The organism is Marinobacter mangrovi (genome assembly GCF_016798325.1).
Classification (GTDB): Bacteria; Pseudomonadota; Gammaproteobacteria; order Pseudomonadales; family Oleiphilaceae; genus Marinobacter_A; species Marinobacter_A mangrovi.
Genome location: NZ_JAERVO010000002.1, coordinates 369,365 through 394,011, shown reverse-complemented (window position 1 = coordinate 394,011; position 24,647 = coordinate 369,365). Strand labels below are relative to the sequence as shown.

Sequence of the window (24,647 nt, the reverse complement as noted above, 5' to 3'; positions counted from 1 at the left end):
AGCGGCAGCGGGGGAAGTCCAATCTCCAAAACAGCCCCTTGTTAGTTTTTATCCCGCGTGTGTGCAGCATAATCTCGATTGAGCGCAATAAACTCGTTTCCCTTTGGCCCCTCAGGGAAGTCCAATGAAGGAACACGGTGCAAGTCTATTTCAACCTGATCTACACCATCTAGGGACATCGTTTTATCTTTAATAAGAGGTTTTACCAAATCCGACTCCTGGTTCGAGCCGTCGAAAACCAACCAGAATCCAAGCGGAAGAAACTTAAAGATATGGCCGACGACCACTTCTCTATTCCCAGCACTGTTAATTAAGGACTTCCCTACGTTTTTGATCAGCACCTGTCTTCTGGAGGGATACACCCAATAGTAAATTCCCAGATTCTCGGGGAAGTCTGCTGTATCATCTAAGAAATAACTTCTCAACGAATCACTGATTGGACTCGAGAGCAACCCTTGGGCTGTTTCCTCTACGGCCAAACCAGCCAATACGTGACCAATAACGGCCCTAGCTATTCGTTGTGGTTTTATGAACGGATAAATCGTTTGAGGCAGTGCTATTTTTCGTCTCTTCGCCCCCAAAGCTAAGGCAGTGATTGCGTTAGACAGATCGATAAGCGCAGGGTCATAGTCGATTCCAAGCCGGGTGTTGTTGCATGTCCCACATAACGTTCGGTAATGGGTTCCTCCTTGAGATGTGGTGCCAACTTTGGCGGAGTTTTCTGAGGGGAGCAGAGCCATGATCTCAACGTCATTCAGATTATTGCATCCCTTTGGAGGCACATGGTCCCTCGAGAGGGGCCCCTTATCTCCGCAGATAACGCAAAACCCAACCTTTTGGCCCTTGTTTTGGATTCGCTTCCTCAGGTTTTTTGCGTATCCCCCCATATCTTCCCCTCAAACTAACGCTAGCGTAACCCGCAAAGCCTGGAGTGCCCGAAGGGCACGGAAGGGTTTGTCGGGTTCACGCACTCGTTAGAAAACAATTGATTACCACAAAACCAAATGGTACCGCGGACTAAAAAACGGTTCCGAGCCACCGTTCCTGGCGCCACTATCGGCCAAAACAACTTCACTGCCACCGGCTCGCCCGGGGGAAAGGAATTCATCTCGCGAACCTCTCGCCGAACTGACTGATCTCGCGGAATGCCAGTATCCGCGGGTTCTTGGTTGCCACGGGGAACTTGCTCAGTACGACGTGCTTAACCACCTCCGAACCAAATCTTTCCTTTAGCAGCCCTTCCCTTCCTTCCTCCTTGCGCAGTGCATTGGCGTAGTAGCGATCAAGTCTCTGGTTGTAGCGCACGAATAGGGTCGGATTTTCTTCTATACGCCTAAGTTCGACGAGATTATTCTTGCACTGAACGTTGTAGATGACACTGTCCTTGGTTACAACGACATCAAACTCCTTACGCTCGATGCGCTTAACGTCGGTGATAATAAATCCCTGCTGTTCAAGGGCATCTTTTACTCGTTGCTCAAAGATGAAACCAGAACGAACCTGGAACCTCTTGATCTTGTTCAAGCAAGACGTCTTGTAGCTGTATGCGAACCGGCTAAGTAGGGTCACTGTTGTCACGTAGTTGCTACCAACGAGGATGAACGGCGCAAACGAATTAATGGCTTCCGCATAGCTCGCCCCGGCATACAGGAGGCGTTGCTCTGCCGCACTCGAAAGCTTGCAAAGAACTATAAGGCTCTTGAACGTGCTTGCTTCAAGTTCTATATGGAATTGATCACGTGCATGCCGGGAGCAAGCCACGACAAACCGAGCCATCGCACTAAACTCGGTCTCGCCGAGCTTGAACTCGGCGTATGCAGCTTCCATCGCCAAAAGGTCATTGCATAGTTCAGTGGACGAAAACACCCGACCGGAATCTAACTTCATCCTATGCTTGAGTACTGTCGCGTCGACCTGGTCGTGTGATACCTCCGTGATGCCAACACGCTCCGGCTCAAGGAATGACTCATCAAGCGTGTTGAGCGAATAGTTCCCTTTGAACGTCTGCTGGCCCACAGTCAGCTCGTAGTCATCATGAATTCGCAGCAGTACCAGATGGCGGTAGAGGGTCGTAAGGCCGATGCAGCTATGTTCAACGATAGGCAGTAAGACATTCAGAGCGTCCAAGGGCTCAACGGACTCAATGCCAATACATGAGCGTGGCATCAAGTACAGCAAGGCCACCATTTGACGTCGCCTCGACTGAAAGTAGGTGATAGCGCCGCCTAGGGTTCGAAACTCCTCCCCGCACTCCATTCCATGCATGCGGAAGGCTAAGCCGATTGCGGCTGACTTGAGCACCGTCTGAACAAACCGCCGTGCGACGCCAGCTTCAAACTGTCCGGCGAGCAATTCCTGCAGGTTTGCGACCTGGGCAGGATAGAGGTGGTCGAGTCTCAGGCTAACCAACTCAAGAACCACTTGCTCATCGTCAAGTTCAAACAACGGCAAGTTGATGAGTTCTTCAACGCCTCGCAGGGCTTCAAGCCACGCCGAGACGGCGCTTCCGGCATTAAAAACCGAAAGCGAGTCTTGTATGCCTCCGGAGTGCTGACGAATCTGGTCTTGGACCAACGCCTCAGCTTCCGCGCCAACGATTTTTCTGGTGATCATAAGTATTTTCTTCAAAGCGACAATCGGAGAGAAGAGAAGCGTTGTTTGCAAACACATCTAGACTCGCGTTCAAATAACGCCATCGCCTAGCCTGGCGACTGGATTAACTATACTTGCGTTAGCGCTTTGCAACCTCGGTTTCTAACATCCCGGATCGACGGCCCCAGCGTTTCCTCTTTATCCAACCTGAACAACAGCTTAGCCAGTCTCCAGCCTCACCGCCATGCCATATCGTGACTTCTTCTTTTCTGCATCCAGTATCCCGGCTACGGGCGCCGCAGCGACGCCATCCACTCCAACAGGCCTTCACTCGCCGTCTTGCGGATCACCCTCGCCCGGGACACGCTCGCTTCCCCCGGATCGATCACGGTGATGGGCACATCAAAGTCCACGCAGTTGACCAACCCGGCAGCCGGGTAGACCTGCAGCGAGGTGCCGACGATCAGAAGCTGGTCGGCGGTGCTGACGACTTCGGCGGCGGTTTCGATCATAGGGACAGCTTCGCCGAACCAGACAACGTGGGGGCGAAGTTGGCCGCCGCGTTCGCAGGTGTCGCCAATATGGATGTCGTTGTAGCCGATGTCGTAGAGGCGGTTCTCGTCGTGGACGCTGCGGGCCTGGGTGAGCTGGCCGTGGAGGTGGACCACACTCGTGGAGCCGGCGCGTTCGTGCAGGTCGTCGATGTTCTGGGTGACGATGGTGACGCGGTAGTCTTTCTCCAGTTCCGCGAGCGCGTGATGGGCCGGGTTGGGCTGGGCGTCTTTGAGTTGTCGGCGGCGGTCGTTGTAGAAGCGCAGGACCAGTTCAGGATCGCGCTGAAACGCCTCGGGCGTGGCGACGTCCTGGACGTTGTGTTTTTCCCAGAGGCCGTCGTTGTCGCGGAAGGTGGCGATGCCGCTTTCGGCACTCATGCCGGCGCCGGTGAGGACGACGATGTGTTGTTTCATGGAGGTCTCCGGAATGCTTGGCTTTCCGGGGACTTTAGCACTTGAGGGCCTGGGCGTGGAGTCGTGGGCAGGCACTGTGACGCGGTTCGCGAGGCTCACCGACATCCTGCAGGAATTAGGCGGCGGATGGGGTTTGGCCATCCACCGCCACGGTGTTACAGGTCGAAAATCTTGCCCGGGTTGATGATCCCCTTGGGATCGAACACCTGCTTGATGCCCTTGAGGTAGGCGATCTCCGCTTCACTGCGGGTGTATTGCAGGTAGGGCTTCTTGGTCATGCCCACGCCGTGCTCGGCGGAAACGCTGCCGTTGTAGCGTTCGACGATCTCGAACACCCACTTGTTGACCTGCTGGCACTTCTCGAAGAAGTCTTCCTTGGCCATGTCCTCGGGCTTGAGGATGTTCAGGTGCAGGTTGCCGTCGCCAATATGGCCGAACCAGATGATCTCGAAATCCGGGTAGTGCTCGGTGACCACGGCATCGATTTCCTGCAGGAAGCCGGGCACCTTGGAAACGATCACGGAGATGTCGTTCTTGTAGGGCGTGCGCGGGGCGATGGACTCGGAGATGCCTTCACGCAGCATCCACAGGTTCTTGGCCTGGGTCTCGCTCTGGCTGATGGCGCCATCCAGCACCCAGCCGTTTTCGACGCACTGTTCGAACAGACTCATGGCCTCGTCCATCACCTGGTCGGAAATGGCTTCAAACTCGAGCAGCGCGTAGTACGGGGCTTCGGTCTCGAACGGGGCCTGCACCTGGCCGTGGGCGAGTACGTGCTGCATGGCCTGGTGCGAGAAAAATTCGTAGGCGGTCAGGTCGATCTGCTTCTGGAACGTCTGCAGGACGTCCATGGTGTTGGTCAGGTCGTTCAAACCCAGGACCAGCACGGTCAGGTTGTCCGGTTTGCGGGTCAGCTTCATGGTGGCTTCGGTGATGAAGCCCAGCGTGCCTTCAGCGCCGATGAACAGGTGCCGCAGGTCGTAGCCGGTGTTGTTCTTTTCCAGGTCCTTGTTCAGTTTCAGGATGTCGCCCTTGCCGGTGACGACGGTCAGGCCCGCCACCCAATCGCGGCTCATGCCGTAACGGATGACCTTGATGCCACCGGCGTTGGTGGAGAGGTTGCCGCCCAGCTGGCTGGAGCCGGCGGAGGCGAAGTCCACCGGGTAATACAAGTCGTTCTCTTCGGCGAAGTTCTGCAGCTGTTCGGTGATGACGCCCGCCTGGCAGTGAACCGTCCGGTCGCTGGCGTTGAAATCGAGGATCTGGTTCATGTAATCGAACGCCACCACCACTTCACCATTGGCGGCCACGGCGCCGGCACTCAGGCCGGTCCGGCCGCCGGAAGGCACCAGCGCGACCTGGTTCTCGTTGGCGAAGCGGACGATGGCCTGCACCTGCTCGGTGGTCTTGGGGAAAACGATCGCCACTGGCTTGGGCGCGTAAATCTTGGTCCAGTCCTTGCCGTAGGTGTCGAGGTCGGCGGGATCGGTCAGGACCTTACCGTCGTCAACGAGGGATTTGAGGGCGTCAACAATCTGGTCGGGCGTCATGGCACTCTCGGTCGCACTGTCGGATTACAGGGGGCAATGGACGGTGGCGGCCCAGGGTGAAAGCGCTTGCGCGAGCGGCTTCACAGCCTGATGACTGACGTCACCGAACACAATGTACAAACGGGCGATTATGGTATCATACCCGCCCTGTTCTGCGACCCTGCCGTCAAAAAGCCCGGCAGGCGCACGGTTTACATTACGCGACGAAAGGTCTGGAAAGCCCATGGCAAACACGTCCCTCGACAAAAGCAAGATCAAGATCCTGCTGCTTGAAGGCGTTCATCAGTCTGCACTGGATACACTGCATGAAGCGGGTTACACCAACATCGAGTACCTGACGCACTCCCTCGGGGACGAGGAGCTGAAGGAAAAGATCGCCGATGCGCACTTTATTGGCATCCGTTCCCGCACCCAGCTCACCGAGGAGGTCTTCGAGGCCGCCAACAAGCTGGTGGCCGTGGGCTGTTTCTGTATCGGTACCAACCAGGTCAACCTGAAGGCCGCTACCCAGCGTGGCGTGGCCGTCTTCAACGCGCCCTTCTCCAACACTCGTTCCGTCGCCGAGCTGGTTCTGGCCCAGGCCATCCTGCTGCTGCGAGGTATCCCTGAGAAGAACGCCAAGGCGCATCGCGGCGACTGGATCAAGTCGGCCAAGAACAGCTACGAGATCCGTGGCAAGAAGCTGGGCATCATCGGCTATGGCAACATCGGCACCCAGTTCAGCGTGCTGGCCGAGGCGCTGGGCATGGAGGTGTACTTCTACGATGTGGTCTCCAAGCTGTCTATCGGTAACGCCAAGCAGGTCAACTCCCTCAAGGAGCTGCTGAACATTGCCGACGTGGTGAGTCTGCACGTGCCGGAAACGCCGGCCACCCGCTACATGTTCGGCGCCGAGCAACTGGCCCAGATGAAGCCGGGCAGCATCCTGATGAACGCCTCACGCGGCACCGTGGTGGACATCGAAGCGCTGACCGAGACCATGAAGAGCGGCAAGCTGCTGGGCGCGGCGATCGACGTGTTCCCGGTTGAGCCGAAGTCCAACGAGGAAGAGTTCGTGTCTCCGCTGCGCGAATTCGACAACGTGATCCTGACCCCGCACATCGGTGGCTCCACCATCGAGGCGCAGGAGAACATCGGTCGCGAAGTGGCCGAGAAGCTGGCCATGTACAGCGACAACGGCACCACCGTCTCTTCCGTGAACTTCCCGGAAGTGGCCCTGCCGTCACACCCGAACCAGCATCGTCTGCTGCACATCCACGAGAACGTGCCGGGTGTGATGTCCGAGATCAACCAGGTGTTCTCCGAGAACGGCATCAACATCTGTGGCCAGTACCTGCAAACACAGGAAGACATCGGCTACGTCGTGATCGATGTCGACAAGGAATACGGCGAACTGGCGCTGGAGAAGCTCAAGTCAGTCCGTGGCACCATCCGCTGCCGCGTCCTGTTCTGAGTGTCAGCGTTTCGCTGATTGAAAGCCGGGCCCTGCCCGGCTTTTTTGTGCCTGCACGCCCACCTGTCGCCTCCCTGAACCCTCTTCCTTTCCTATTGTTAATCTCGTCAGGCCCGATCTGACCTTGTTTCGTCACACCATCGGCCTAAGGTCTATGGGTGTATTGGGGAAAATCGTCTCCAATTCTGCAGTCACAAGGAGAAGACCATGTCTTTGAAAGACTCGCTCATGACGAAACTGGAAACCCAGACGGAGTACTGGAGCAAGCAGATCGACAGCCTGCGTGCCCAGTCGGAAGAAAAGATGGCCAAGGCCAAGGATGAGCAAGCGGAGGCGGAGATTCAGGAAGACTTCGCCAAGCGCATCCAGGAACTGGAGGACAACGTGGAAAGCGCCCGTCAGAAAATGGGCGAGCTGCGCGAGGCCGGTGAGGATCGTCTCAGCGACCTGAAGAAGCGGGTTGAGGAGTGGTTGCCGAGTAATACCAACTAACGCGAAGGTATCGCCCGCTCATGTAGCCGACGCTTTAGCTTCGGAGCAGCCCATCGGGCTGCCGGGTTTCCTCGAAGGGTAAAGAAGGCCCCTTCGGCGCCTCAGAAGCTGAAGCATCTGCTACATGCTCGAGGAAACCGAAAACCATCACGGATCTTTCGGCATAAAAAAAGCGGAGACCTCCCGGAGGGCTCCGCTTTTTTGTTGGCCGATTCGGGATTAACCCTGCATCGGCACCAGGGTCAGCTCGACCCGGCGGTTCTGGGCCCGGCCGGATTCGGTGCTGTTGGAGGCAATCGGGTTATTCTCGCCGTGACCCGTGGCCCGGGTACGGTTGGAGGCGATGCCCTGGTTGAGCAGGAAGTCGCGCACGGATGAGGCGCGGCGTTCGCTCAGCAGCTGGTTGTAGGACGCCGAGCCGGTGCTGTCGGTGTAACCGTCGATCTGGATGATGGTCTCGTCGTACTCTTCCAGCACCAGTGAGACGGATTCCAGCACGTCCGTGAAGGATGACCGGATGGACGACTGATCCACGTCAAACGTGATGTTGCCCGGCATGATCAGTTGGATCTGGTTGCCGTTGCGCTGGACGCGCACACCGGTGCCTTCCAGCTTGTGGCGCAGGTCGGCTTCCTGGCGGTCCATGTAGTAGCCGATACCACCGCCTGCGGCGCCACCGGCAGCCGCGCCGATCAGGGCACCCTTGCCGCGGTCTTTCTTGCTGGAGGTGGCGGCGCCGATCGCCGCGCCGGTGACCGCACCGATCACGCTACCCTTGGTCGCGTTGGAGACTTTCTCTTCGCCCGTGTAGGGATCGTACGTCATACACCCGTTCAGCGTAACGACCGCTACGGACAAGGCCATGATTGTTTTTTTCATCCTACTGCTCCTTCCTCTACATCTATCAGGCGCCGGCGGCCCGCTGGGGCTCGGCCAGGTCGCTACATCCTTCAATGAAGGCGTTAATGGTCACATTGAACACCGTGGCCTGCAGATCCGTCGCCTCGTTAACGAGGTGATGGCGCCCGTTCGGCAGGCGGCGCTCGGTGACCGATGAAAATTTGTTCCTGATGATTCTCAGGTTGTGTTGCCAGTCAACCGTCATGTCTTTCTCGCCCTGGATGACCGTCACCGCATACTGCACCGGCTTGGCGGCTTCGATCCCCGGCACCCACTTGCGCAGTGCCGTCACCCAATTCACATGGACCGCACGGGCCTGTAGCGGATCGTGTTCCCGCAGGAACCGGAGAAACCGGGAATTCCCGCTGTTCTCCGAAAACATCCGCCGCCAGCTGGTCATGAATGGTCGCACCAGGCTGTGCAGGATCTTGGCTCCAATCCAGCCGTTGGGTCGCACCAGGGGCGCCAACAGCACCACGTGCCGGAACTCGGCCGTGCCCCTGGGAACGTTTTGGAGCAGGTAGTCGATCAGCACGCCGCCACCGGTACTCTGCCCCACCGCAAACCAGGGTCCATCCACCCGGTGGCGCACGGCCGCCAGGATATCCAGCAGCACCTGCTGGTACTCGGCAAAGCTGCCAATGGATGCGGGCGTGCCACTGGACAGACCGTGTCCGGGCTGGTCGTACGCCAGCACGTTGAAACCGGCGCTCAGGCAGCGGTCAATCAACTGGCTGTAAAGACCGACGTGGTCAAAATAACCGTGCAGGATGAAGACGGTGCCGCGGGCTTTGGGGATCCGGTAATAGTGGATCGCAACCCGGTGCTTACCCGCTTCCAGGTTACCCAGGGTGTATTCCACGGCCGGGTGCTCAACCCACAGATCCAGACCATAGAAGCGGCAGTAAGCGGCCACTTCCTGGCTGAGTCCGTCCTGACAGGCTCCCTTCTGCTTGCTGACCTCAAAGGCCGGCAGCTGGGCGATCAGGCTCGCCCGTTCCCAGTCGGGCATATCCAGGTTGTCTGTCTTCCAATACACAGTGGTTCGCCGTCGGTTGCGTATTCTACGTAGGGGGCTGAAAACCCGGTATTACGTCTCTGTCATCTCAGGCGCGGTCTCGTCGGGCCAGTCGCCGGAGGCGGAAACGTCTACATTAGCACATCACAGCCTCCGTTCAGTGACCCGTGAAGGCCGGATTGACTGAAATGGTGTCTTTGCAACAGAAACCAGCCAACTGATCTGGTGAGTGGATGCATAATCATATACAACATCCTGTCTGACACGTGCTCGCTTCCCTGATCCTGTTCCCGGGAAGCGCTTAACAACAATCGGAGATCGCGATGCTGCAAACGGCGTTGCAGGCCAGTCTGCGGCTTAGTCTGCAGACCCTGGTCAAACCCTTTTTGACGCCCCGGATGCCGGTCTCGGTGCTGCGGACCCTGATCCGGCAGGCCTATCGACTGTCGCCGCCACCGAAAGAGGCCCGATTCGAGGCGTCGGTGATCGACGGTGTCCCCTACAACCGGGTCACCTGCGGCCCCAGTGAGACTGAGAGTGCCATGCTCTACCTGCACGGCGGCGCTTTCACCATCGGCTCAGCGGACACCCATCGGGGCCTGACCGGGCACCTGGCCCAGGCCACGGGTGCAGCGGTCTATGCACCGGATTACCGGCTGGCGCCGGAGCACGTGTACCCGGCCGCGCTGGAAGACGCCCTGACCCTGTATCGCCACCTGCTGAGCCAGGGCTACCTGCCGAACCGGATCAGCATTGCCGGCGACTCTGCGGGTGGCAGCCTGGCTCTGGCGCTGGCCGTGCGCCTGAAACAGGACAAGCTGCCCCTGCCGGGCGCGCTCGTCATGCTCTCTCCCTGGCTCGACCTGACCCATCGCCAGATGCATACCCCTGAAGTGGAACCGGTCCTGCAACTGGGTTGGATCAAAGCAGCGGCGGACGACTACCGGGGCGATCTGCCCCTGGACGATCCCCGCATCTCGCCGATCAACGCCGACCTGTCAGGCCTGCCTCCGATGCTGATCCAGGTCGGCAGCCAGGAAATCCTGCTGAACGATGCCCGTCGTCTGGCCGAGAAGGCCCGGGAAGCGGGCGTGGCGGTCACCCTGCAGGAGTTCGACAAGCTCTGGCACGTTTTCCAGATCCACGCGGGCCCGCTGGATGCGGCCAATCGGGCCGTCGGGCAGATCGCCCGATTCCTCAGCCAAAACAATAAGGAATGACGATGCAGAACACGATGCTGATCACCGGTGCGGGCGCCGGCATCGGAGCCGCGACGGCTCGGCGGTTTGCCCGGGAAGGCTGGCGCCTGGGGCTGGTCGATATTGACGAAGCAGCCGTTTCGGCCCTGAATGAGGAACTTGGCGGCCAGCATTGGCACCGGGAGGTGGACGTTACCGACAGCGCAGCCGTCGGCGATGCGCTCACGGCCTTTGGTGAATTCGCCCATGGCCAGCTCCACCTGCTGTTCAACTGCGCCGGCATCCTGCGGATCGGTGAATTCGAGACCATCCCGGCCGCGGAACATCGGCGCATTATGGACATCAATGTGATCGCCCTGATGGACGTCACCCAGCAAGCCTTTCCACTGCTGAAAGCAACGCCGGGTGCCCGGGTGATCAACATGAGTTCGGCTTCCGCGCTCTATGGCACGCCCCACTTCGCCAGCTATTCGGCGTCCAAGTTTGCGGTACGCGGGCTGACGGAAGCGCTCAATATCGAGTGGAAGGCGCACGACATCACCGTGCAGGACATGATGCCGCCTTTTGTGAAAACGAAGATGCTGACCGATCAGACCTTCCAGGCTCCGATCATCGAGCGACTGGGCGTGAACCTGCAGGCCGAGGACATTGCCGAGGCGGTCTGGAAAGCACACCAGGGTGACGAGGTGCATAACCCGGTGAGCCTGCAGTTCAAATCCCTGGTGTTTGGCAGCAAGTGGTTGCCCAATGCCTTTACACGGCAGCTGATCGGTCTGCTCAGCAAGCGCTGATCACACGTCCACGTCCTGCAAACGCAGGCGACCGGCGACCAGATCCTCCTTGCGCTTGCGCGACCACTGTTTGAGCGCATACTCAAGCCGCGCCGCCCGGGTGCGTTCGCCGATGGCTTCGGCGAACGCCAGGGTCAGCGGTCCCTTGCCGCGCAGACTCCTGGCAGCGCGCGGGCCGCCGGACTGGTGTTCGGAAAAACGCCGTTCCACATCCGTGGTGATCCCGGTATACAGTGCCCCGCTCCGGGTCCTTACCAGGTAAAGGTGCCAGGTGCTCACGCGGCGGTCGTCTCCGGAGAGACTTTGCGGCCACGCTGCTGGTACCAGAGACCGGCCACAATCAGCACCAGCCCCACATAGGTGGAGTTGAAGATGGTTTCGCCAAGAATGAAGTGAATAAACACCAGTGACAGGAAGGGCGAGATAAAAATCAGGTTACTGACCTGCGACGTGTTCTCCGCCCGCTTCATGGCAAACATCCACAATACGAACGAAATCCCCATCTCGAACACCCCGATGTAGAAAGACGCCAGCATGGCCGTGGAAGAGGCTTCGGGCACCCCGTCGGTCGCCAGGCAGATGCCAATGATGAACGGCAGGCCGAACAGGAAATTGAGGAACAGGCCCACCAGCGGATCGCGGGTGTCCCGGGTGTTGGCGATCCAGTAGAACGCCCAGATGACGGTGCTGGCCAAGGCGAGGATCACGCCCAGCGGGTCGGAGAAATGCAGGCCCAGGATATCGCCGCGGGTGGCAATCACCACCACGCCGCCATAGCACAGCAACCCCGCCAGGAAATCCGACCGCCCCAGTCGCTGCCCCAGCAGCGGGACCGACAGGTAGGTCAGCGTCAACGCCCAGGTGTAGTTGAGCGGCTGGGCTTCCTGCGCCGGCAACCGGGCAAAGGCGCCGAACAGCACCAGATAGTAGAGCACCGGATTCATCAGCCCGAACACCAGAGAGGCCAGGTACTGCTTCCGGTTCAGGCGGAACAGCTCCCCCACCTTCTTCTGCGTCACCAGAATCACGGCCAGCACGACTACGGACACACTGCAGGCGATCAGCATCAACTGAACCGGCGTCATCTCCCGCAGTGACAACTTGAAGGCCGTCGCCACCGTGGACCACAGCAATACGGTCGCACCGCCAAACATCAGGGCGTGTTTTTGGTTCTTCATGGGACTCCGGATTCGGTTTCAGAGGACGGTCCAGACGCCGCAGGATAGCGGAGACCCCGGTATGACGCCACCGCGCGGGATGCCTGTCGATTTTATGGACGGAGTATGTGGAAATCTTAATTTGAACGGATTTCCGGTCATGGCAAGGTGAGCCCAATCCGATCCGGACGGATGGCCTTCCTGTTTTTGCGCTCCGTCCGGGAACCGGGCTTGCTGACCGGTCAAAGGCGTGGGCCGGCAGCTGTCCTTCACCCTCCAGAAGGAGACTCCGATGAAAACCCTGATGACTTCCGTTGCTGTATCCATGGCACTTCTGGCATCCGGCCCGGCGCTGGCTGCAGACACCCAGTCACAATCCCAGGAATACCAGAACCCGGCTGCAACCGGCACTCAGAAAACCGATTACTCCGACAAGGAGCTGAAGCAGTTCATCAAGGTCCAGAAAGACATTTCATCGATCCGCGAGGAATACATTCCGCAGATCAAGAAGGAAGGCGACAAGTCCAAGGTTCGCAAACTCCAGATCGAAGCGAACGACAAGATGGTCGCGGCCATCCAGGACAAAGGCATGGACATCCCGACCTATAATGCCATCGCCAAGGCCTACCAGAGCCAGCCGAAAGTCCGTCACCGCGTCGAAGCGCTGATGTAATCCCGGCTTTTTGCTTCAGGCACAAAAAACCCCGCCATCGAGCGGGGTTTTTTTTGGGCGTCTGTTCTTCCCTATTTCATTAAACCAGGCAGGAACAGTGCGATCTGCGGGAACACGATCAGCAGCACCGTGGACAGCAACAGCAGCACGATAAACGGCGGCGTGCCCCGGATCACATCCAGGTAGGGTCGCCTGAAGATCGCCACTGCGGTGAAGATGTCGCAGCCGAACGGCGGCGTGGCTGAACCGATTGCAGCCTGCAGTGTCACCAGTGTCCCCACCAGCACCGGGTCGATCCCCGCGGCCGCCACAGCCGGCGAGAAGATCGGCGTCAGGATCAGGATCACCACGATGGGGTCCACGAACATGCAGCCGACGAAGTACGAGATCGAGATCAGCGCGAGGATAAAATAGGGACTGTCAGCGGCGTTGGCGACCACATCGCCCAGCAGCAGGTCCGGGATCTTGGCGAAGGAAATCACCCAGGAGAACGCCGTACCGGCGGCCACCAGGATAAACACCACCGCCGTAATCAGACCGGTGGAGAGCGCCACCGACGGCAGGTCGCTGATTTTCACCTGACGGAAGATGACCATCTCCAGCAACAGGGCATAGGCCACGGACATGGCAGCCGCTTCGGTGGGACTGAACATCCCGGAATAGATACCGCCGATGATGATGACCGGAAAGCCCATGGGCAGCGCGGCTTTCTTCAAGGCGGTCACGCGCTCGGACCAACTGGCCTTCGGCATCACAGGAATCTTGAGCCGCACTGACCGGTAGTAGCAATAGATGGAGAACAGCGCCAGGATCATCAGCCCCGGTCCGATACCGGCGATGAACAGGTCACCCACCGACGTGCCCGAAACCACGCCGTAAATGATCATGCCGATGGACGGCGGAATCAGCAGCGCAATGTCACTGGCATTGATGATCAGCGCGATGGCGAACTTGTCCGAGTAGCCCGCCTCGATCAGCTTGGGGCGCAGCGGCTGACCCATCGCGACCACCGTCGCCTGGGTGGAACCGGACACCGCACCGAACAGCGTGCAGGACATCGCGGTGGTCATCGGCAGACCGCCGCGCAGGTGCCCGACGAATTTCTGCACCAGATCCAGCAGGCGATCCGCGGTGTGCCCTTTGATCATGATATCGGCGGCCAATATGAACATGGGCACCGCGACCAGCACCGACTGGGAGATGCCCCCAATCATCTGCTGGATAATGACCGACCCTTCAAGGAACGGGAACTGGGAAAACAACAACACCATGGCGCCCACCAGCAGCGGCACCATCATGGGGAACCCCATCAGCAGCAGCACAATCATGACCACAGCCACGACAATGGCCATGGAGGCGGTCGACATGCCGGCCAAACCCAATGCAGCCATCACGTTATCCATTGGATTGACCTCCTTCGCCGGCGTGTTTCTTCTCGGCGGCCGTCACCTGTTCTTCGTAGTAGTCCTGTTCTTCTTTCGACAGGCCACCTTCAACGGCCAGCTCGTCTTCGTATTCATCCCGGTGATGCCATGACAGCCATGCGCCATCGCTGATCAGGTTGCGCACACCCGCCAGGAAAAACTGGACCGAACCGACAAACAGCCCAATGGGGACAATCAGGTAGGGAATCCAGAGGGGGAACTGCATCGACGGCATCACGCGACCCGACTTATGCAGGTTCTGGATATAGTCGATGGAGTATACCGCCAGCAGGGCGAGCAGTGCACACGAAAAAAAACTGACAAACGTCAGCAGGATTTTCTGCCCCAGCGGCGGCAGAAGGTCGTGGACGGCCGACACCCGGATATGGCGCGCGTTGCGCACCCCGTGTCCGACACCAACAAACGTAACGATAACGACCAGCAATTGCGCCAGTTCATCAACGAAAGACAGGCTGTGCCCCATATTGCGGGCAAACACACCGACAATGGCCGCGAGGGCCATCAAGAGAATACCGACGATGAGGATACCCTGCTCAATCACATTGAGGCCGGTATCGATCATATGAAAGGGCCCTTTCTTTTTTCCCTTTCCCTGCTTTGGGCCATCGGACGCGCCCCTGGGTTCTGCCATGGTTTCGCTCCATTTTCTTTTCCGGTAAATACAGTATACGTTGTAATAGATGGCAGACTTCAAGAAATATGTCTATTTGATAGTGTGTTATCGTGGGCACATTGGTTAGAACTCAAAGGAGATAAGAACATGAGAACACTCATTCGCTGGCTTGGAAGCCTGACCATTCTGATGTCATTCATCCTGGTCGGATGTTCAGATTCAGGTGACGACAGCGCGAACAAGGAAGCCAACACACAACAGGAGTCCTCAAGCTCATCCTCCGACTCGGCTGCCAAGAGCAGCGATACCGTGACATGGCGTTTTGCCCTGGAAGAAATCGAAGGCAGTGTCCAGGACGCCTACGCGAAAGAATTCAAGAAAGAGGTTGAGAAGGCCTCCGACGGTAGTATCAAGATCGATATCTACCCTTACGGTTCCCTGGGCACCTCATCCCAGCTGACCGAGCTGGTCCAGCAGGGCGCCGTCGAGCTGGCGTTTGCTTCGCCGGGCCACCTGGCTTCCGTCATCCCGGAAGTGGGCGTGTTCACCCTGCACTTCGTCCTGTCTGACGACAACGACGTCAACAAGGAAGTGCTGTCCAGCGACAAGGTGCATGACCTGTTCGCCGACCGCTACAACTCCCAGGGCCTGGAGCTGCTGAGCATCGTGCCGGAAGGCTGGATGACCTGGACCGGTACCAAGGCGCTGAAGACCCCGGCGGACTTCGAAGACTTCAAGATGCGGACCATGACGTCGCCGATCCTGACCGAGTCCTACAAGGCCTACGGTGCCAACCCGACGCCAATGCCCTACTCCGAAGTCTACAGCGGCCTGCAGCTGAAGCAGATCGACGGTCAGGTCAACCCGATCTTCGCCATCGAGGAAATGAGCTTCTACGAAGTACAGGACGTGATGACCATCGCGCACCACGCCCAGTTCATCTCCACCGTGATTGCCGGCAAGGACTGGTATGACGGCCTGCCGGACGACCAGCGCAAGATCCTGGATGACGCGCGCGACAACCTGGTGGACTACATCTACAAGAAGCAGGAAGAGTTCAACCAGAAGCGTCTGGACAAGATCAAGGAAAGCAGCGATATCAAGATCGTGACGCTGACCGACGAAGAGCGTGAAGCCTTCCGCAAGGCAAGCATGCCGGTCCGTGATATCTATATTAAAGAAGCGGGCGACCGCGGCAAGAAGATTCTCGACACCATCACGTCCATGGTGAAAGAGAAAGAAGGACAAATGGAGCAGGGAGAGTAATCCCCACTCCGGTTTCCTGTTCGAAAGGCGTGGCTCCGGCCACGCCTTTTTTGTGGGCGCTCACTGGAGCCCCCATGGGATGTTTACGGTTCCACTTTAGCCGGGCGCATCTGCAAAACAGCCAACACCTGCCCGGCCTGCTTCATCAGGAACAGGGTATCGCCCTCAATCGCAAAGCGCTCGGTTTCATCCAAGACCTTCAGGAAGGCCTGTTCGGTCTCGGCCCGGCGCGGGCACATCATGCGCGTTGTGGCCAGTGGCCCCAGCGTCAGATCGTCACGACGGCGCTCGAAGGGCCCGGAAAACCGATTGCAGCCGGCCAGACCAGCCACCCGTCGCTCACCGTCAAAGCGAATGAAAATCGGCTGTTGACCGGGTTCTACCTGGACCGGGTGCCCGTTCAGGTGGGTCAGGTACCAGTTGTTATCCTGCAGTGATGCTGACGGGCAGCGGTTCTCGCCCAGATCCATCACCCGCTGCAGGCCACTGGCTTCCAGGAAAAGCTGGGTACCCCCCCCATCCGGCGCCTCGCCTTCGACCCAATGGCCCTGCACGATCATTGGCAAGCGCCTGGGAGGCTGAAAGCCAGACTGCCGATAGGCCGATTCCAGTTGGGGAAACGCCTGAGTCATGGTCACCGGCCAGTTGCGCATGGTCTGCGGGTCGTAGGCCAGCGGCGCGTCGGCCTGGGTCATGAAGCAGAGCGCCATCGGACGATCATCGGCCAATGGCTCGGGCTCGTCATCATCCAGGGTCAGCTCTGTCGCCGCGCCCTGACCGATGCCCTGCAGACGCAGCGTGTCGTCATCGGCAATCTGCAACATGGTGGGCGCGTCGCCTCCGCCATGCGCCACGACCGCTCCACTGCCCGTTACCCGCCACCACTGACCGTGATCGTAACGCGGCGGCCCATCCTCGCTGGCCACGCGACGTTCGTACATGCCGTTGCCCCAGAACACCCAGGTCTGGCTGTCATCGACGCTGACGTAGCGACCGGGCGTCAACGCCGGCGGGCCCTTCGATTCGGATGCCTCAGGCTCGGGAGTGCTGGCGCAGCCGGCCAGCAGGGTGGCCGCGACCACCGCGGTCATCAGGGGACGTTGTTTCATGGACACTATCCTTTGGTCGATCGACGATCTCAGTCGGCTACCACGGGCGCGGTGACCTGGCGGACATTCATCTGGCGCAGGACCGCCTTGCCACGAACCGTGAGATCGGAAATAAATTGGAATTGGTCGCGGGGATCCACCGGGTAGGCTTTCACCCGATAGCAGGTCCCCCAGGGCTTTTCCGACAACACCACCAGCACCGGCTGATAGGTCTTGATCCAGGGACTGGTGAACGCCATTTCCCGCAGTCGGGCGCGGACTTCTCCGGCATCGTGGTCCGGCGCCAGATAGAACTCCGCTACGCACATCAGGTTGCTGCTGCCGGCGTTGCCATTGGCGATCAGCGAGTCCCACAGCTTGCCATGCGGGATGACGACGGCTGTGTCGTCGGGTGTGACGATGGTCACCGCACGGGTGCCGATGGAACGGACCTCGCCGTAATAACCGTCCACTTCGATCCAGTCGCCCGGCCGGTACGGCATTTCGTAGAGCGTGACGATGCCGGCGATCAGGCTGGTGGCGTAGTCCTTGAAGGCAAACCCCAAGGCCAGCGCCAGGGCGCCAAAAATCGCGATCAGGTTCTCAAAGGTCGGCTCGATCAGGATGGGAACAATCAGCAGGATGGTCGCCAGGATCACCAACAGCCGCAGCAGGGGCGCAGAGGCCAGGATATACAGACGGGTTTTGCCCGAGAATCGACCGGCAATCCGCGGCACCAGGGTTTGTACCAGAACGATGATGACCCAGGCCACCACGATCAGCAGCACGGCATCCAGCACCGCGGTTGATGTGATGGCCTCCAGGGCGGATTTCAGGCCCGATTCATCCATGCCATGTTCCCCGTTAACGATTCAGAATCCATCCACGGCAAAACCTTCCGCATGCAGGTAGCGGCGGACGGCGGGATAACCTCGGGGCGTTACGAACCAGCCCCGTGGATGCGGGCCGATCAGCTCAGCCCGATGTAACGAATGCAGGGCGATATGGACGTCGTCCGGCGCCAGTCCGGTGGTCTGCTGCAGATACGTCTCATCCAGCCCCTGGTGCAACAGCAGCGCATGCAGGACAAACGCCAGCGGCCGCGACTCGCCCGGCGGCATGGTTGGCACGCTCACCTGGGACCAGGGAATCACCCAACAGGTTGACTGCGTCGGTTCGGCATCCGGCGGCTCTTCAACCTCGGCTTCGGGCCGGGCTCGCAGCGAATCGCGCCAGATGGCCCAGGCCACCTCAGGGATCCCGCGTGACCAGGCCGCCAGGTCGCGCAGGAAGGCGCTGGTCCTGGCGCCGTTGCGGGCCGGCTCGTCTTTCGGCGGGACCACCCAGCTGCCGTTGGTCGTCAACCGGAACTGTCCGGTGCCGGCCAGGCCCTGCAACCACAGCCCCAGACGTTGATGATCGAGCGCCTGCAGGGTCAGCGTGGAGAATCGCAATTCCGGCAACAGGTGGGTCCAGAAGGTCCAGCTCCAGCTGTTGCAACCAACCAGTCCCCGCCCCAATTCACCGGCCGCGATAGCACCCAACAGGTGACGCACCAGTGCCAGGCCGGCGGGTGTGCGCAACCAGCAATGACCCAGCTCCGGCAGCACCCAGGGCGTGTCACCCTCGAATTGGGACCACCAGTCCTGCAAGGCCTGCCCGCGGTGAATGCGATCCAGATCCGGCGGCGCTATCAGCCGCCAGTCGCGATCGGCGGCTACCTGCTCCAACGATTCGGCCAGCCCGGTAAACGGCGGGGCCACCACGAATCCGACAGGCTGGATGGCCGACCAGCGCGTGCACCAGTGGTCCAGCGCATCGACAAAACCGGACAGATTCGAACGCCATTGCGGTTCCGGTGCCCAGCGCTCGAGCTGCCTGCGGGACAACGGCTGCAGCTCGTCTTGCCCGCCAGCCGGCTCATCCTGCAACCAGTTGGGCTGGCGCACGCGCTCGACAAACGCCTTGAGAGCGTCCTGCAAGGTGCGGTTCACCGTCGCCGAAGGCAGCGCCCACTGGTCCTTGCTGACCAGTTCCCGCAGCGGTGAGGGTGTGGCCTCGGCCGCTGTCATATCAGGTCTTCTTCGGGCGCATGGCAATCAGCCGGGAATCCGCCAGGGCCGCCGTGCGGTGATGAACGATCGCCTGATATTCCGGGTCGGACACCATCGACAGGAACGCCTGCGCCGAGGGATAGCGCACCAGAAGGACCTCATCCCAGTCCTCATCCTCCGGGGCGATCACCGGCACCATGGCCTCGCCTACCCACTCCGGCCTGGCTTCCACCTTGGCCAACTGGTTCAGAGCCAGCTTGCTGTAACGGGCGTAGGCTTCGCGACCGCTGCAGGGCGACTCGTTATCCTCATCGGCATACTCCGCGTCCTCACGGAATCGAAGCAGGTTCAGCATCACGACCGGCTCATCCGGCGCAAACTGTTTGACCAGTGATTCAAGTCGCGATCGGGATGGGTTAATTGATGACATCAAACACTCCTTTTCGAAGGTCACTTGAAACGGAAACTCTCAGGCCTTTTCAGGGACGGCCCAGGTCACCCGTTGTCGTGCGGCGATCGCACCCGCGGCCGCCACCTCGTCCAACATGGATTGCAGGCGGTCACCCCACCCCCACGGTGGATTCACCATCAGCAGTCCGGAGCCGTACATGCCCCGCGCCGGCCGTTCATCCAGTTCGTAGTGGCACTGCAGCACTTTCTGTACAGGGCTGTCCTGCAAACGGCGGATCATCGCCTCGTGCCGCGCTTCGGGTAACAGGGGATACCATACAAGATAGACGCCGTGACGACACCGCTTCCAGGCCTTGATGACCGTCTCCGCGGTGGTCATGTAGTCGTCCTTCACTTCGTAGGGCGGGTCGATCAGGGTGAACAGGCGGGGCGCCTGTGGTGGCAGGGCGGCCAACAGCCCCCGGAAACCGTCACCGGCGATCACCCGGGCCTGATGCTCGCGGGCCCAGTCCTGCAACAGACTGCTCTCACCGCTGTGCAGTTCAAAGGCCGTCACCGAATCCTGTTCCCGGGCCAGCGTGTCGAGCCACGCCGGCGAACCGGGATAGTAACGAACGCGCTTCTCGTCACCTGCGAGCCCCAGGGTGTTCCAGAAAGCCGACCATTCGGCATCCTGCAGCCGGGTGCGATGCTGCCACAGACTCTGGATGCCGGAATCGGCCTCGCCGGTCTTGCGGGGTCGCTCGCTGGCCAGATCGTAACGGGCGCTGCCCGCATGGGTATCGAAACAGGCAATGCCGGACGGCTTGGCCTGCATCATTTTCAGCGCGAGGAAAAGCCCCAGGTGCTTCTGCACGTCGGCAAAATTGCCAGCGTGGAAGGCGTGAAGGTAACTCAGCATAAATCGCTGTGCTCCGGGTCAGAAAAGGCCATTAAGCCGCAACGCCCGGAACGGGGCAACAACCTGACGTAAACGATTGCATTTCGCATCCAGGCCCCTATAATCGCAAATACAAATTAATCTCATTAATAACATTTACCTTTGAATCGTTGACAGGGAGAATTTCATGGGGGCTCGCTTTCCTTTCAAGGCGCTGACCGTTGCTATTACGGCACCCGTTGCACTCGCCGCCTGCAGTGCGCTGCAAGGCCCGTCCGAGGCTTCGGAACCGGCCACACCGGCCAATGTCGTCGCCAACTACGCCGACATCGCCCACGCCACCTATGAAGACGCGCTGATCAGCGCCCGGGCACTGGATGAGGCCACCGACGCCCTCATTGCCAACCCCAGTGATGACACCCTGGCCGCCGCCAAACAGGCCTGGCTCGCCTCCCGCGTACCTTACCAGCAATCCGAAGTCTTCCGCTTCGGCAATGCCATCGTCGACGACTGGGAAGGCCAACTCAACGCCTGGCCGCTGGATGAAGGCCTGATCGACTACGTCGACACCAGCGACTACCAGCACGAGTTGGGCAATGCCGGCGCCACCGTCAACATCATCGCCAGCCAGAACATCACCATCGGTGGCGAGACCATCGATGTTTCCACCCTGACACCGGGCCTGCTGGCCGACCTGAATGAGATCGGTGGCTCCGAAGCCAACGTCGCCACGGGCTACCACGCCATTGAATTCCTGCTGTGGGGGCAGGACCTGCACGGCTTCGATGCCGGCAACGGCGATCGCCCCTACTCCGACTATATCCAGGGTGATGGCTGCAGCCACGGCCATTGCGACCGCCGTGCCGCGTATCTGGATGCCGTCACCGATCTGCTGGTGTCCGACTTGGAGTGGATGACCGCCCAGTGGGCACCGGGCAAGAGCGACAATTACCGCGCCGAACTGCTGGCCATGGAACCGCAGGCCGTGATCCAGAAAATGCTGTTCGGCATGGGCTCCCTGTCCCTGGGCGAGCTCGCCGGCGAGCGCATGAAAGTGGCCCTGGAAGCCAACTCCTTCGAAGACGAGCACGACTGCTTCAGCGACAACACCCACAACTCGCACTATTACGACGCCAAGGGCATCCAGAACGTCTACCTGGGTCGCTACACGCGGATCGACGGCAGCGTTGTGGCCGGTCCGTCCCTGTCTGACCTGGTCGCCCAACGGGATCCGGCGCTGGATGACAAGCTGACCAACGAACTGGCCGCCACCATGGATGCCGTGCAGGCCATGAAGGATGCCGCCGAGGACAAAACCCACCCGATGCCCTTTGACATGATGATCGCCCCGGGCAACACCCAAGGCGCGGAGATCATCAACAACGCCATCGCCGCATTGGTTACCCAGACCGGCGAGATCGAAAAGGCCTCCGAAACGCTGGGCATTCAGTCGATGAAGCCGGACGATGCAGGCCACACCTTCTGAAGGGCTCCGGCTTCATTACGGGGCAGCCAAAGCTGATGCGAATCATTGCCAAATAGATGACTTTCGCATTGGCTCTGGTAGACTCCCTGCACCGAAAAGCCCGGCGATCGAACACCGGGCTTTTGCCGTTTTAACGACAACAGTATCCGCTTCATGACAACCCCGCGCCGTTTTGCCTTATTGACCAGTTTGCTCCTGTCGGGCACCGCCTTCGCTGCCGACGAACCGCCCATCCAGGACACGCCGCTGAGTGGTGGCGCCGGTTCGGTCAAGCAGTTCGACCACAACGCCTATTCAATGCCCCAGGGCAACCTGTCCATGACCAAGCGTCTGGACTTCAGCGTAGGCAACAGTTTCTTCCGTAACCCCTGGGTAGAAGCGCCCTCAAGCACCGCGGCCCGCGATGGACTGGGGCCGCTGTTCAACACGAACTCCTGCCAGGGCTGCCACCTCAAGGACGGGCGAGGCAATCCGCCGGCCGAGGGTGAGACTTCCGTGTCGCTCTTTCTGCGATTGTCCGTGCCAACGGATCCGAAAAAGGATGCGGAGATCATCAAAAAGATCGGTTTGAAGCCGGCCCCGGTCTACGGCGGCCAACTGCAGACCGCGGCCATCTCCGGCCAGAAGCCGGAAGCGGATCTCGACATCACCTGGGAGCCCATCACCCAGACGCTGGCCGACGGCTCGACGGTCATCCTGCAGCGCCCGGTGTATCACATCAAGAACCCGAACTATGGCCCGCTGCCGAAGGATCTGCTGACCTCGCCCCGGGTCGCTCCGCCCATGATCGGCCTGGGCTTGCTGTCGGCGGTGCCGGAAGCGCAGCTAATGGCCTACGCCGATCCGGAGGACGTGGACGGTGACGGCATTTCCGGTCGCCCCAACCGGGTCTGGGATATAGAGAAAGAAGAGACCGTCATGGGCCGCTTCGGCTGGAAAGCCGGCGAACCGACGCTGGTGCAACAGGCCATGGGCGCCTTTGCGGGGGATATGGGGCTGACCTCCACCCTTATGCCCGCCACCGACTGCTCACCGGAGCAGCAATGCGACCGCTTTGCCAACGGTGGCGAGCCGGAAGTGAGCGACAAGATTGCCCGTTTCATCGGTTTCTACGCCGCCAGTCTGGCGGTGCCGGAACGGCGGGACATGGACAAGCCGGCGGTGCAGCAAGGCGCCCGGGTGTTCAACGACATCGGCTGCGCTGGCTGCCATACTCCCAAGCACACCACCGGGACGGTAGCTGACCGGCCCGATCTGAGCCAGCAGACCATCTGGCCCTACACCGATCTGTTGCTGCACGACATGGGCCCGGCGCTGGCCGACCATCGCGGGGAATTCCTGGCCAGTGGCACCGAGTGGCGTACCCAGCCGCTGTGGGGCATTGGTCTTGCCCAGACCGTCAACCCTCTGGCCGGCTTCCTGCACGACGGGCGCGCCCGTACCATCCAGGAAGCCATACTCTGGCACGGTGGCGAGGCCGAGGCAGCGACCGACCAATACCGTTCACTGGACGCAGACAGGCGCGATGCCCTGCTCCAGTTCCTTCATTCGCTCTGACAGGAGACGCTGGTTCATGCTTTCCCTGACCCGTTCCGCACGCTATCTGATTCCATTCGCCCTGGGCCTGGCTACCGCGACGGCCTCGGCGGCCACCACGCCCCGCCAGCAATGGAAAACGGATATCGGCCAGGGTTACCAGCAACTGGCCAGCTCGGCTCACGTTCTGGAACAGACCGCTACCCATTACTGTGACAGCCCGTCGGCGGATACCCGGCAGCAGCTCGAAGCCGCCTGGAAAACCGCTTTCCTCGACTGGCAGGCGGTCCGCTTTGTTGATTTCGGCCCCATCGAGCAAAACAGCCGTGCCTGGCAACTGCAGTTCTGGCCCGACCATAAAAATCTCGTCGCCCGCAAGGTGAGCTATGCCCTGAAGCAGGACAAACCGGTGGATGCCGCGTTCGTCGACCAGGCCGGCGTTGCACTGCAGGGCTTCCCGGCGATCGAATACCTGCTGTACGACGCCGACATGCAACAAGGAGAGCGGGCCCTGCCGGCCGCCGACACCTGCCATCTGCTTGATACCATCAGCACCCACCTGGCAGGAACGGCGGATGCACTCGCCAGCGACTGGCAGGCCTTCGGCGACTACTACGTGTCGATGGACGAATACACCGAGAAAACCGTCGCCGCCGCCATCAATGGCCTGGAGATTCTGCAGGACAAGCGCCTCGCCGCGCCCATGGGCGTACGCCCGCCGCACAAGCGCAATAAATACCTGGGAGACGCCTGGCGCAGCGAAAATTCCGTCGCCGCCATGCGCGCTTCCATTGCCGGTTTCAAGCAATATATGGTGCCCGGGCTGACCCAGCTCCTGAACGACACGGGCCATCCGGAACTGGCGGACAAGCTGTTGGAACAGACCGACAGCGCCCTCGCCAAGGCCAACGACCTGCCAGATGCGATGGCCCCGTTCCTGAAAACCGATGAAGGGTATCGCAAGCTGCAATCGCTGTTTATCGACGTGATCCAGCTGGAACAGGTGGTCGAGGACCGGATCGCCCCGGCGCTGGGCATCACTCGCGGCTTCAACTCCAGCGACGGCGACTGAGTC

Annotated in this window: 24 protein-coding genes; 9 read left to right on the top strand and 15 right to left on the bottom strand. The window is 60.0% G+C overall.

From position 1 onward, the window contains the following. Positions 1–41: 41 nt before the first annotated feature. The 4 genes from JL474_RS07800 to JL474_RS07785 form a co-directional block, all read right to left on the bottom strand. Positions 42–740, bottom strand: a complete 699-nt coding sequence (locus tag JL474_RS07800) for a hypothetical protein (RefSeq protein ID WP_203141613.1) — start codon at positions 738–740, stop codon at positions 42–44. 364 nt (positions 741–1,104) lie between these two features. Next, a complete protein-coding gene (locus JL474_RS07795; RefSeq protein WP_203141612.1) occupies positions 1,105–2,613 on the bottom strand; it encodes a hypothetical protein in 1,509 nt (502 codons plus the stop codon). A 266-nt stretch (positions 2,614–2,879) separates the two neighbouring features. Continuing rightward, positions 2,880–3,560 carry an SIR2 family NAD-dependent protein deacylase gene (locus JL474_RS07790; protein WP_203141611.1) on the bottom strand — a complete coding sequence of 227 codons (681 nt, stop codon included), beginning with the start codon at positions 3,558–3,560 and terminating at the stop codon, positions 2,880–2,882. A gap of 155 nt (positions 3,561–3,715) precedes the next feature. Next, a complete protein-coding gene (locus JL474_RS07785) occupies positions 3,716–5,110 on the bottom strand; it encodes an FAD-binding oxidoreductase (RefSeq protein ID WP_203141610.1) in 1,395 nt (464 codons plus the stop codon). Between the two features lie 223 nt (positions 5,111–5,333). On the opposite strand from JL474_RS07785, the gene serA reads away from it, so the two are divergent. Then, on the top strand, positions 5,334–6,563 hold the full coding sequence (serA, locus tag JL474_RS07780; protein WP_203141609.1) for a phosphoglycerate dehydrogenase: 1,230 nt from the start codon (positions 5,334–5,336) through the stop codon (positions 6,561–6,563). A gap of 207 nt (positions 6,564–6,770) precedes the next feature. Continuing rightward, complete coding sequence (locus JL474_RS07775) at positions 6,771–7,055, top strand: sll1863 family stress response protein (RefSeq protein ID WP_203141608.1); 285 nt, start codon at positions 6,771–6,773, stop codon at positions 7,053–7,055. Positions 7,056–7,274: 219 nt separating this feature from the next. Here the strand turns inward: JL474_RS07775 and JL474_RS07770 are convergent, their stop codons facing one another. After that, positions 7,275–7,934, bottom strand: a complete 660-nt coding sequence (locus tag JL474_RS07770; protein WP_203141607.1) for an OmpA family protein — start codon at positions 7,932–7,934, stop codon at positions 7,275–7,277. A 25-nt stretch (positions 7,935–7,959) separates the two neighbouring features. Further along, positions 7,960–8,994, bottom strand: a complete 1,035-nt coding sequence (locus tag JL474_RS07765; protein WP_203141606.1) for an alpha/beta hydrolase — start codon at positions 8,992–8,994, stop codon at positions 7,960–7,962. Between the two features lie 302 nt (positions 8,995–9,296). On the opposite strand from JL474_RS07765, the gene JL474_RS07760 reads away from it, so the two are divergent. Then, on the top strand, positions 9,297–10,193 hold the full coding sequence (locus tag JL474_RS07760; protein WP_203141605.1) for an alpha/beta hydrolase: 897 nt from the start codon (positions 9,297–9,299) through the stop codon (positions 10,191–10,193). 2 nt (positions 10,194–10,195) lie between these two features. Continuing rightward, the gene (locus tag JL474_RS07755; protein ID WP_236012106.1) at positions 10,196–10,963 is read left to right on the top strand and encodes an SDR family oxidoreductase; all 768 of its coding nucleotides are present in this window, start codon (positions 10,196–10,198) and stop codon (positions 10,961–10,963) included. Here JL474_RS07755 and JL474_RS07750 read toward each other — a convergent pair whose 3' ends face one another. Together JL474_RS07750 and JL474_RS07745 are read right to left on the bottom strand one after the other, a co-directional pair. Then, positions 10,964–11,242, bottom strand: a complete 279-nt coding sequence (locus JL474_RS07750; protein WP_203141604.1) for a GIY-YIG nuclease family protein — start codon at positions 11,240–11,242, stop codon at positions 10,964–10,966. It lies immediately after the preceding gene. Beyond that, complete coding sequence (locus JL474_RS07745) at positions 11,239–12,141, bottom strand: DMT family transporter (protein WP_123632713.1); 903 nt, start codon at positions 12,139–12,141, stop codon at positions 11,239–11,241. Before JL474_RS07745 ends, JL474_RS07750 begins: the two co-directional genes overlap by 4 nt. 271 nt (positions 12,142–12,412) lie before the next feature. On the opposite strand from JL474_RS07745, the gene JL474_RS07740 reads away from it, so the two are divergent. Further along, positions 12,413–12,793, top strand: coding sequence for a DUF4168 domain-containing protein (locus JL474_RS07740; RefSeq protein ID WP_123632714.1), 381 nt, complete (start codon positions 12,413–12,415; stop codon positions 12,791–12,793). Between the two features lie 71 nt (positions 12,794–12,864). On the opposite strand, the gene JL474_RS07735 is transcribed toward JL474_RS07740, so the two are convergent. After that, positions 12,865–14,145: a TRAP transporter large permease gene (locus JL474_RS07735; protein ID WP_123633032.1), complete on the bottom strand. Its 1,281-nt coding sequence runs from the start codon at positions 14,143–14,145 to the stop codon at positions 12,865–12,867. A 43-nt stretch (positions 14,146–14,188) separates the two neighbouring features. Next, the gene (locus JL474_RS07730) at positions 14,189–14,932 is read right to left on the bottom strand and encodes a TRAP transporter small permease (RefSeq protein WP_203141603.1); all 744 of its coding nucleotides are present in this window, start codon (positions 14,930–14,932) and stop codon (positions 14,189–14,191) included. A 66-nt stretch (positions 14,933–14,998) separates the two neighbouring features. On the opposite strand from JL474_RS07730, the gene JL474_RS07725 reads away from it, so the two are divergent. Continuing rightward, the gene (locus JL474_RS07725) at positions 14,999–16,117 is read left to right on the top strand and encodes a TRAP transporter substrate-binding protein (RefSeq protein WP_203141602.1); all 1,119 of its coding nucleotides are present in this window, start codon (positions 14,999–15,001) and stop codon (positions 16,115–16,117) included. An 83-nt stretch (positions 16,118–16,200) separates the two neighbouring features. Here JL474_RS07725 and JL474_RS07720 read toward each other — a convergent pair whose 3' ends face one another. Genes JL474_RS07720 through JL474_RS07700 form a run of 5 tightly spaced genes read right to left on the bottom strand, consistent with a single transcriptional unit; the run spans position 16,201 to position 20,571 of the window. Then, positions 16,201–17,226, bottom strand: coding sequence for an META domain-containing protein (locus JL474_RS07720; protein ID WP_203141601.1), 1,026 nt, complete (start codon positions 17,224–17,226; stop codon positions 16,201–16,203). Between the two features lie 29 nt (positions 17,227–17,255). Continuing rightward, the gene (locus JL474_RS07715) at positions 17,256–18,056 is read right to left on the bottom strand and encodes a mechanosensitive ion channel family protein (protein WP_203141600.1); all 801 of its coding nucleotides are present in this window, start codon (positions 18,054–18,056) and stop codon (positions 17,256–17,258) included. A 21-nt stretch (positions 18,057–18,077) separates the two neighbouring features. Next, entirely contained in the window at positions 18,078–19,277 is a 1,200-nt protein-coding gene (locus tag JL474_RS07710; protein ID WP_203141599.1) for a hypothetical protein, read from the bottom strand. 1 nt (position 19,278) lies between these two features. Next, a complete protein-coding gene (locus JL474_RS07705) occupies positions 19,279–19,689 on the bottom strand; it encodes a DUF1330 domain-containing protein (RefSeq protein ID WP_203141598.1) in 411 nt (136 codons plus the stop codon). Between the two features lie 39 nt (positions 19,690–19,728). Then, on the bottom strand, positions 19,729–20,571 hold the full coding sequence (locus JL474_RS07700) for a 23S rRNA (adenine(2030)-N(6))-methyltransferase RlmJ (protein WP_203141597.1): 843 nt from the start codon (positions 20,569–20,571) through the stop codon (positions 19,729–19,731). Positions 20,572–20,737: 166 nt separating this feature from the next. Between JL474_RS07700 and JL474_RS07695 the strand changes: the two genes are divergently transcribed. The 3 genes from JL474_RS07695 (at position 20,738) to JL474_RS07685 (ending at position 24,644) form a co-directional block, all read left to right on the top strand. After that, a complete protein-coding gene (locus tag JL474_RS07695; RefSeq protein WP_203141596.1) occupies positions 20,738–22,036 on the top strand; it encodes an imelysin family protein in 1,299 nt (432 codons plus the stop codon). Positions 22,037–22,189: 153 nt separating this feature from the next. Next, positions 22,190–23,593, top strand: coding sequence for a di-heme oxidoreductase family protein (locus JL474_RS07690; protein ID WP_203141595.1), 1,404 nt, complete (start codon positions 22,190–22,192; stop codon positions 23,591–23,593). 16 nt (positions 23,594–23,609) lie between these two features. Beyond that, the gene (locus tag JL474_RS07685; RefSeq protein WP_203141594.1) at positions 23,610–24,644 is read left to right on the top strand and encodes an imelysin family protein; all 1,035 of its coding nucleotides are present in this window, start codon (positions 23,610–23,612) and stop codon (positions 24,642–24,644) included. Positions 24,645–24,647 lie beyond the last annotated feature (3 nt).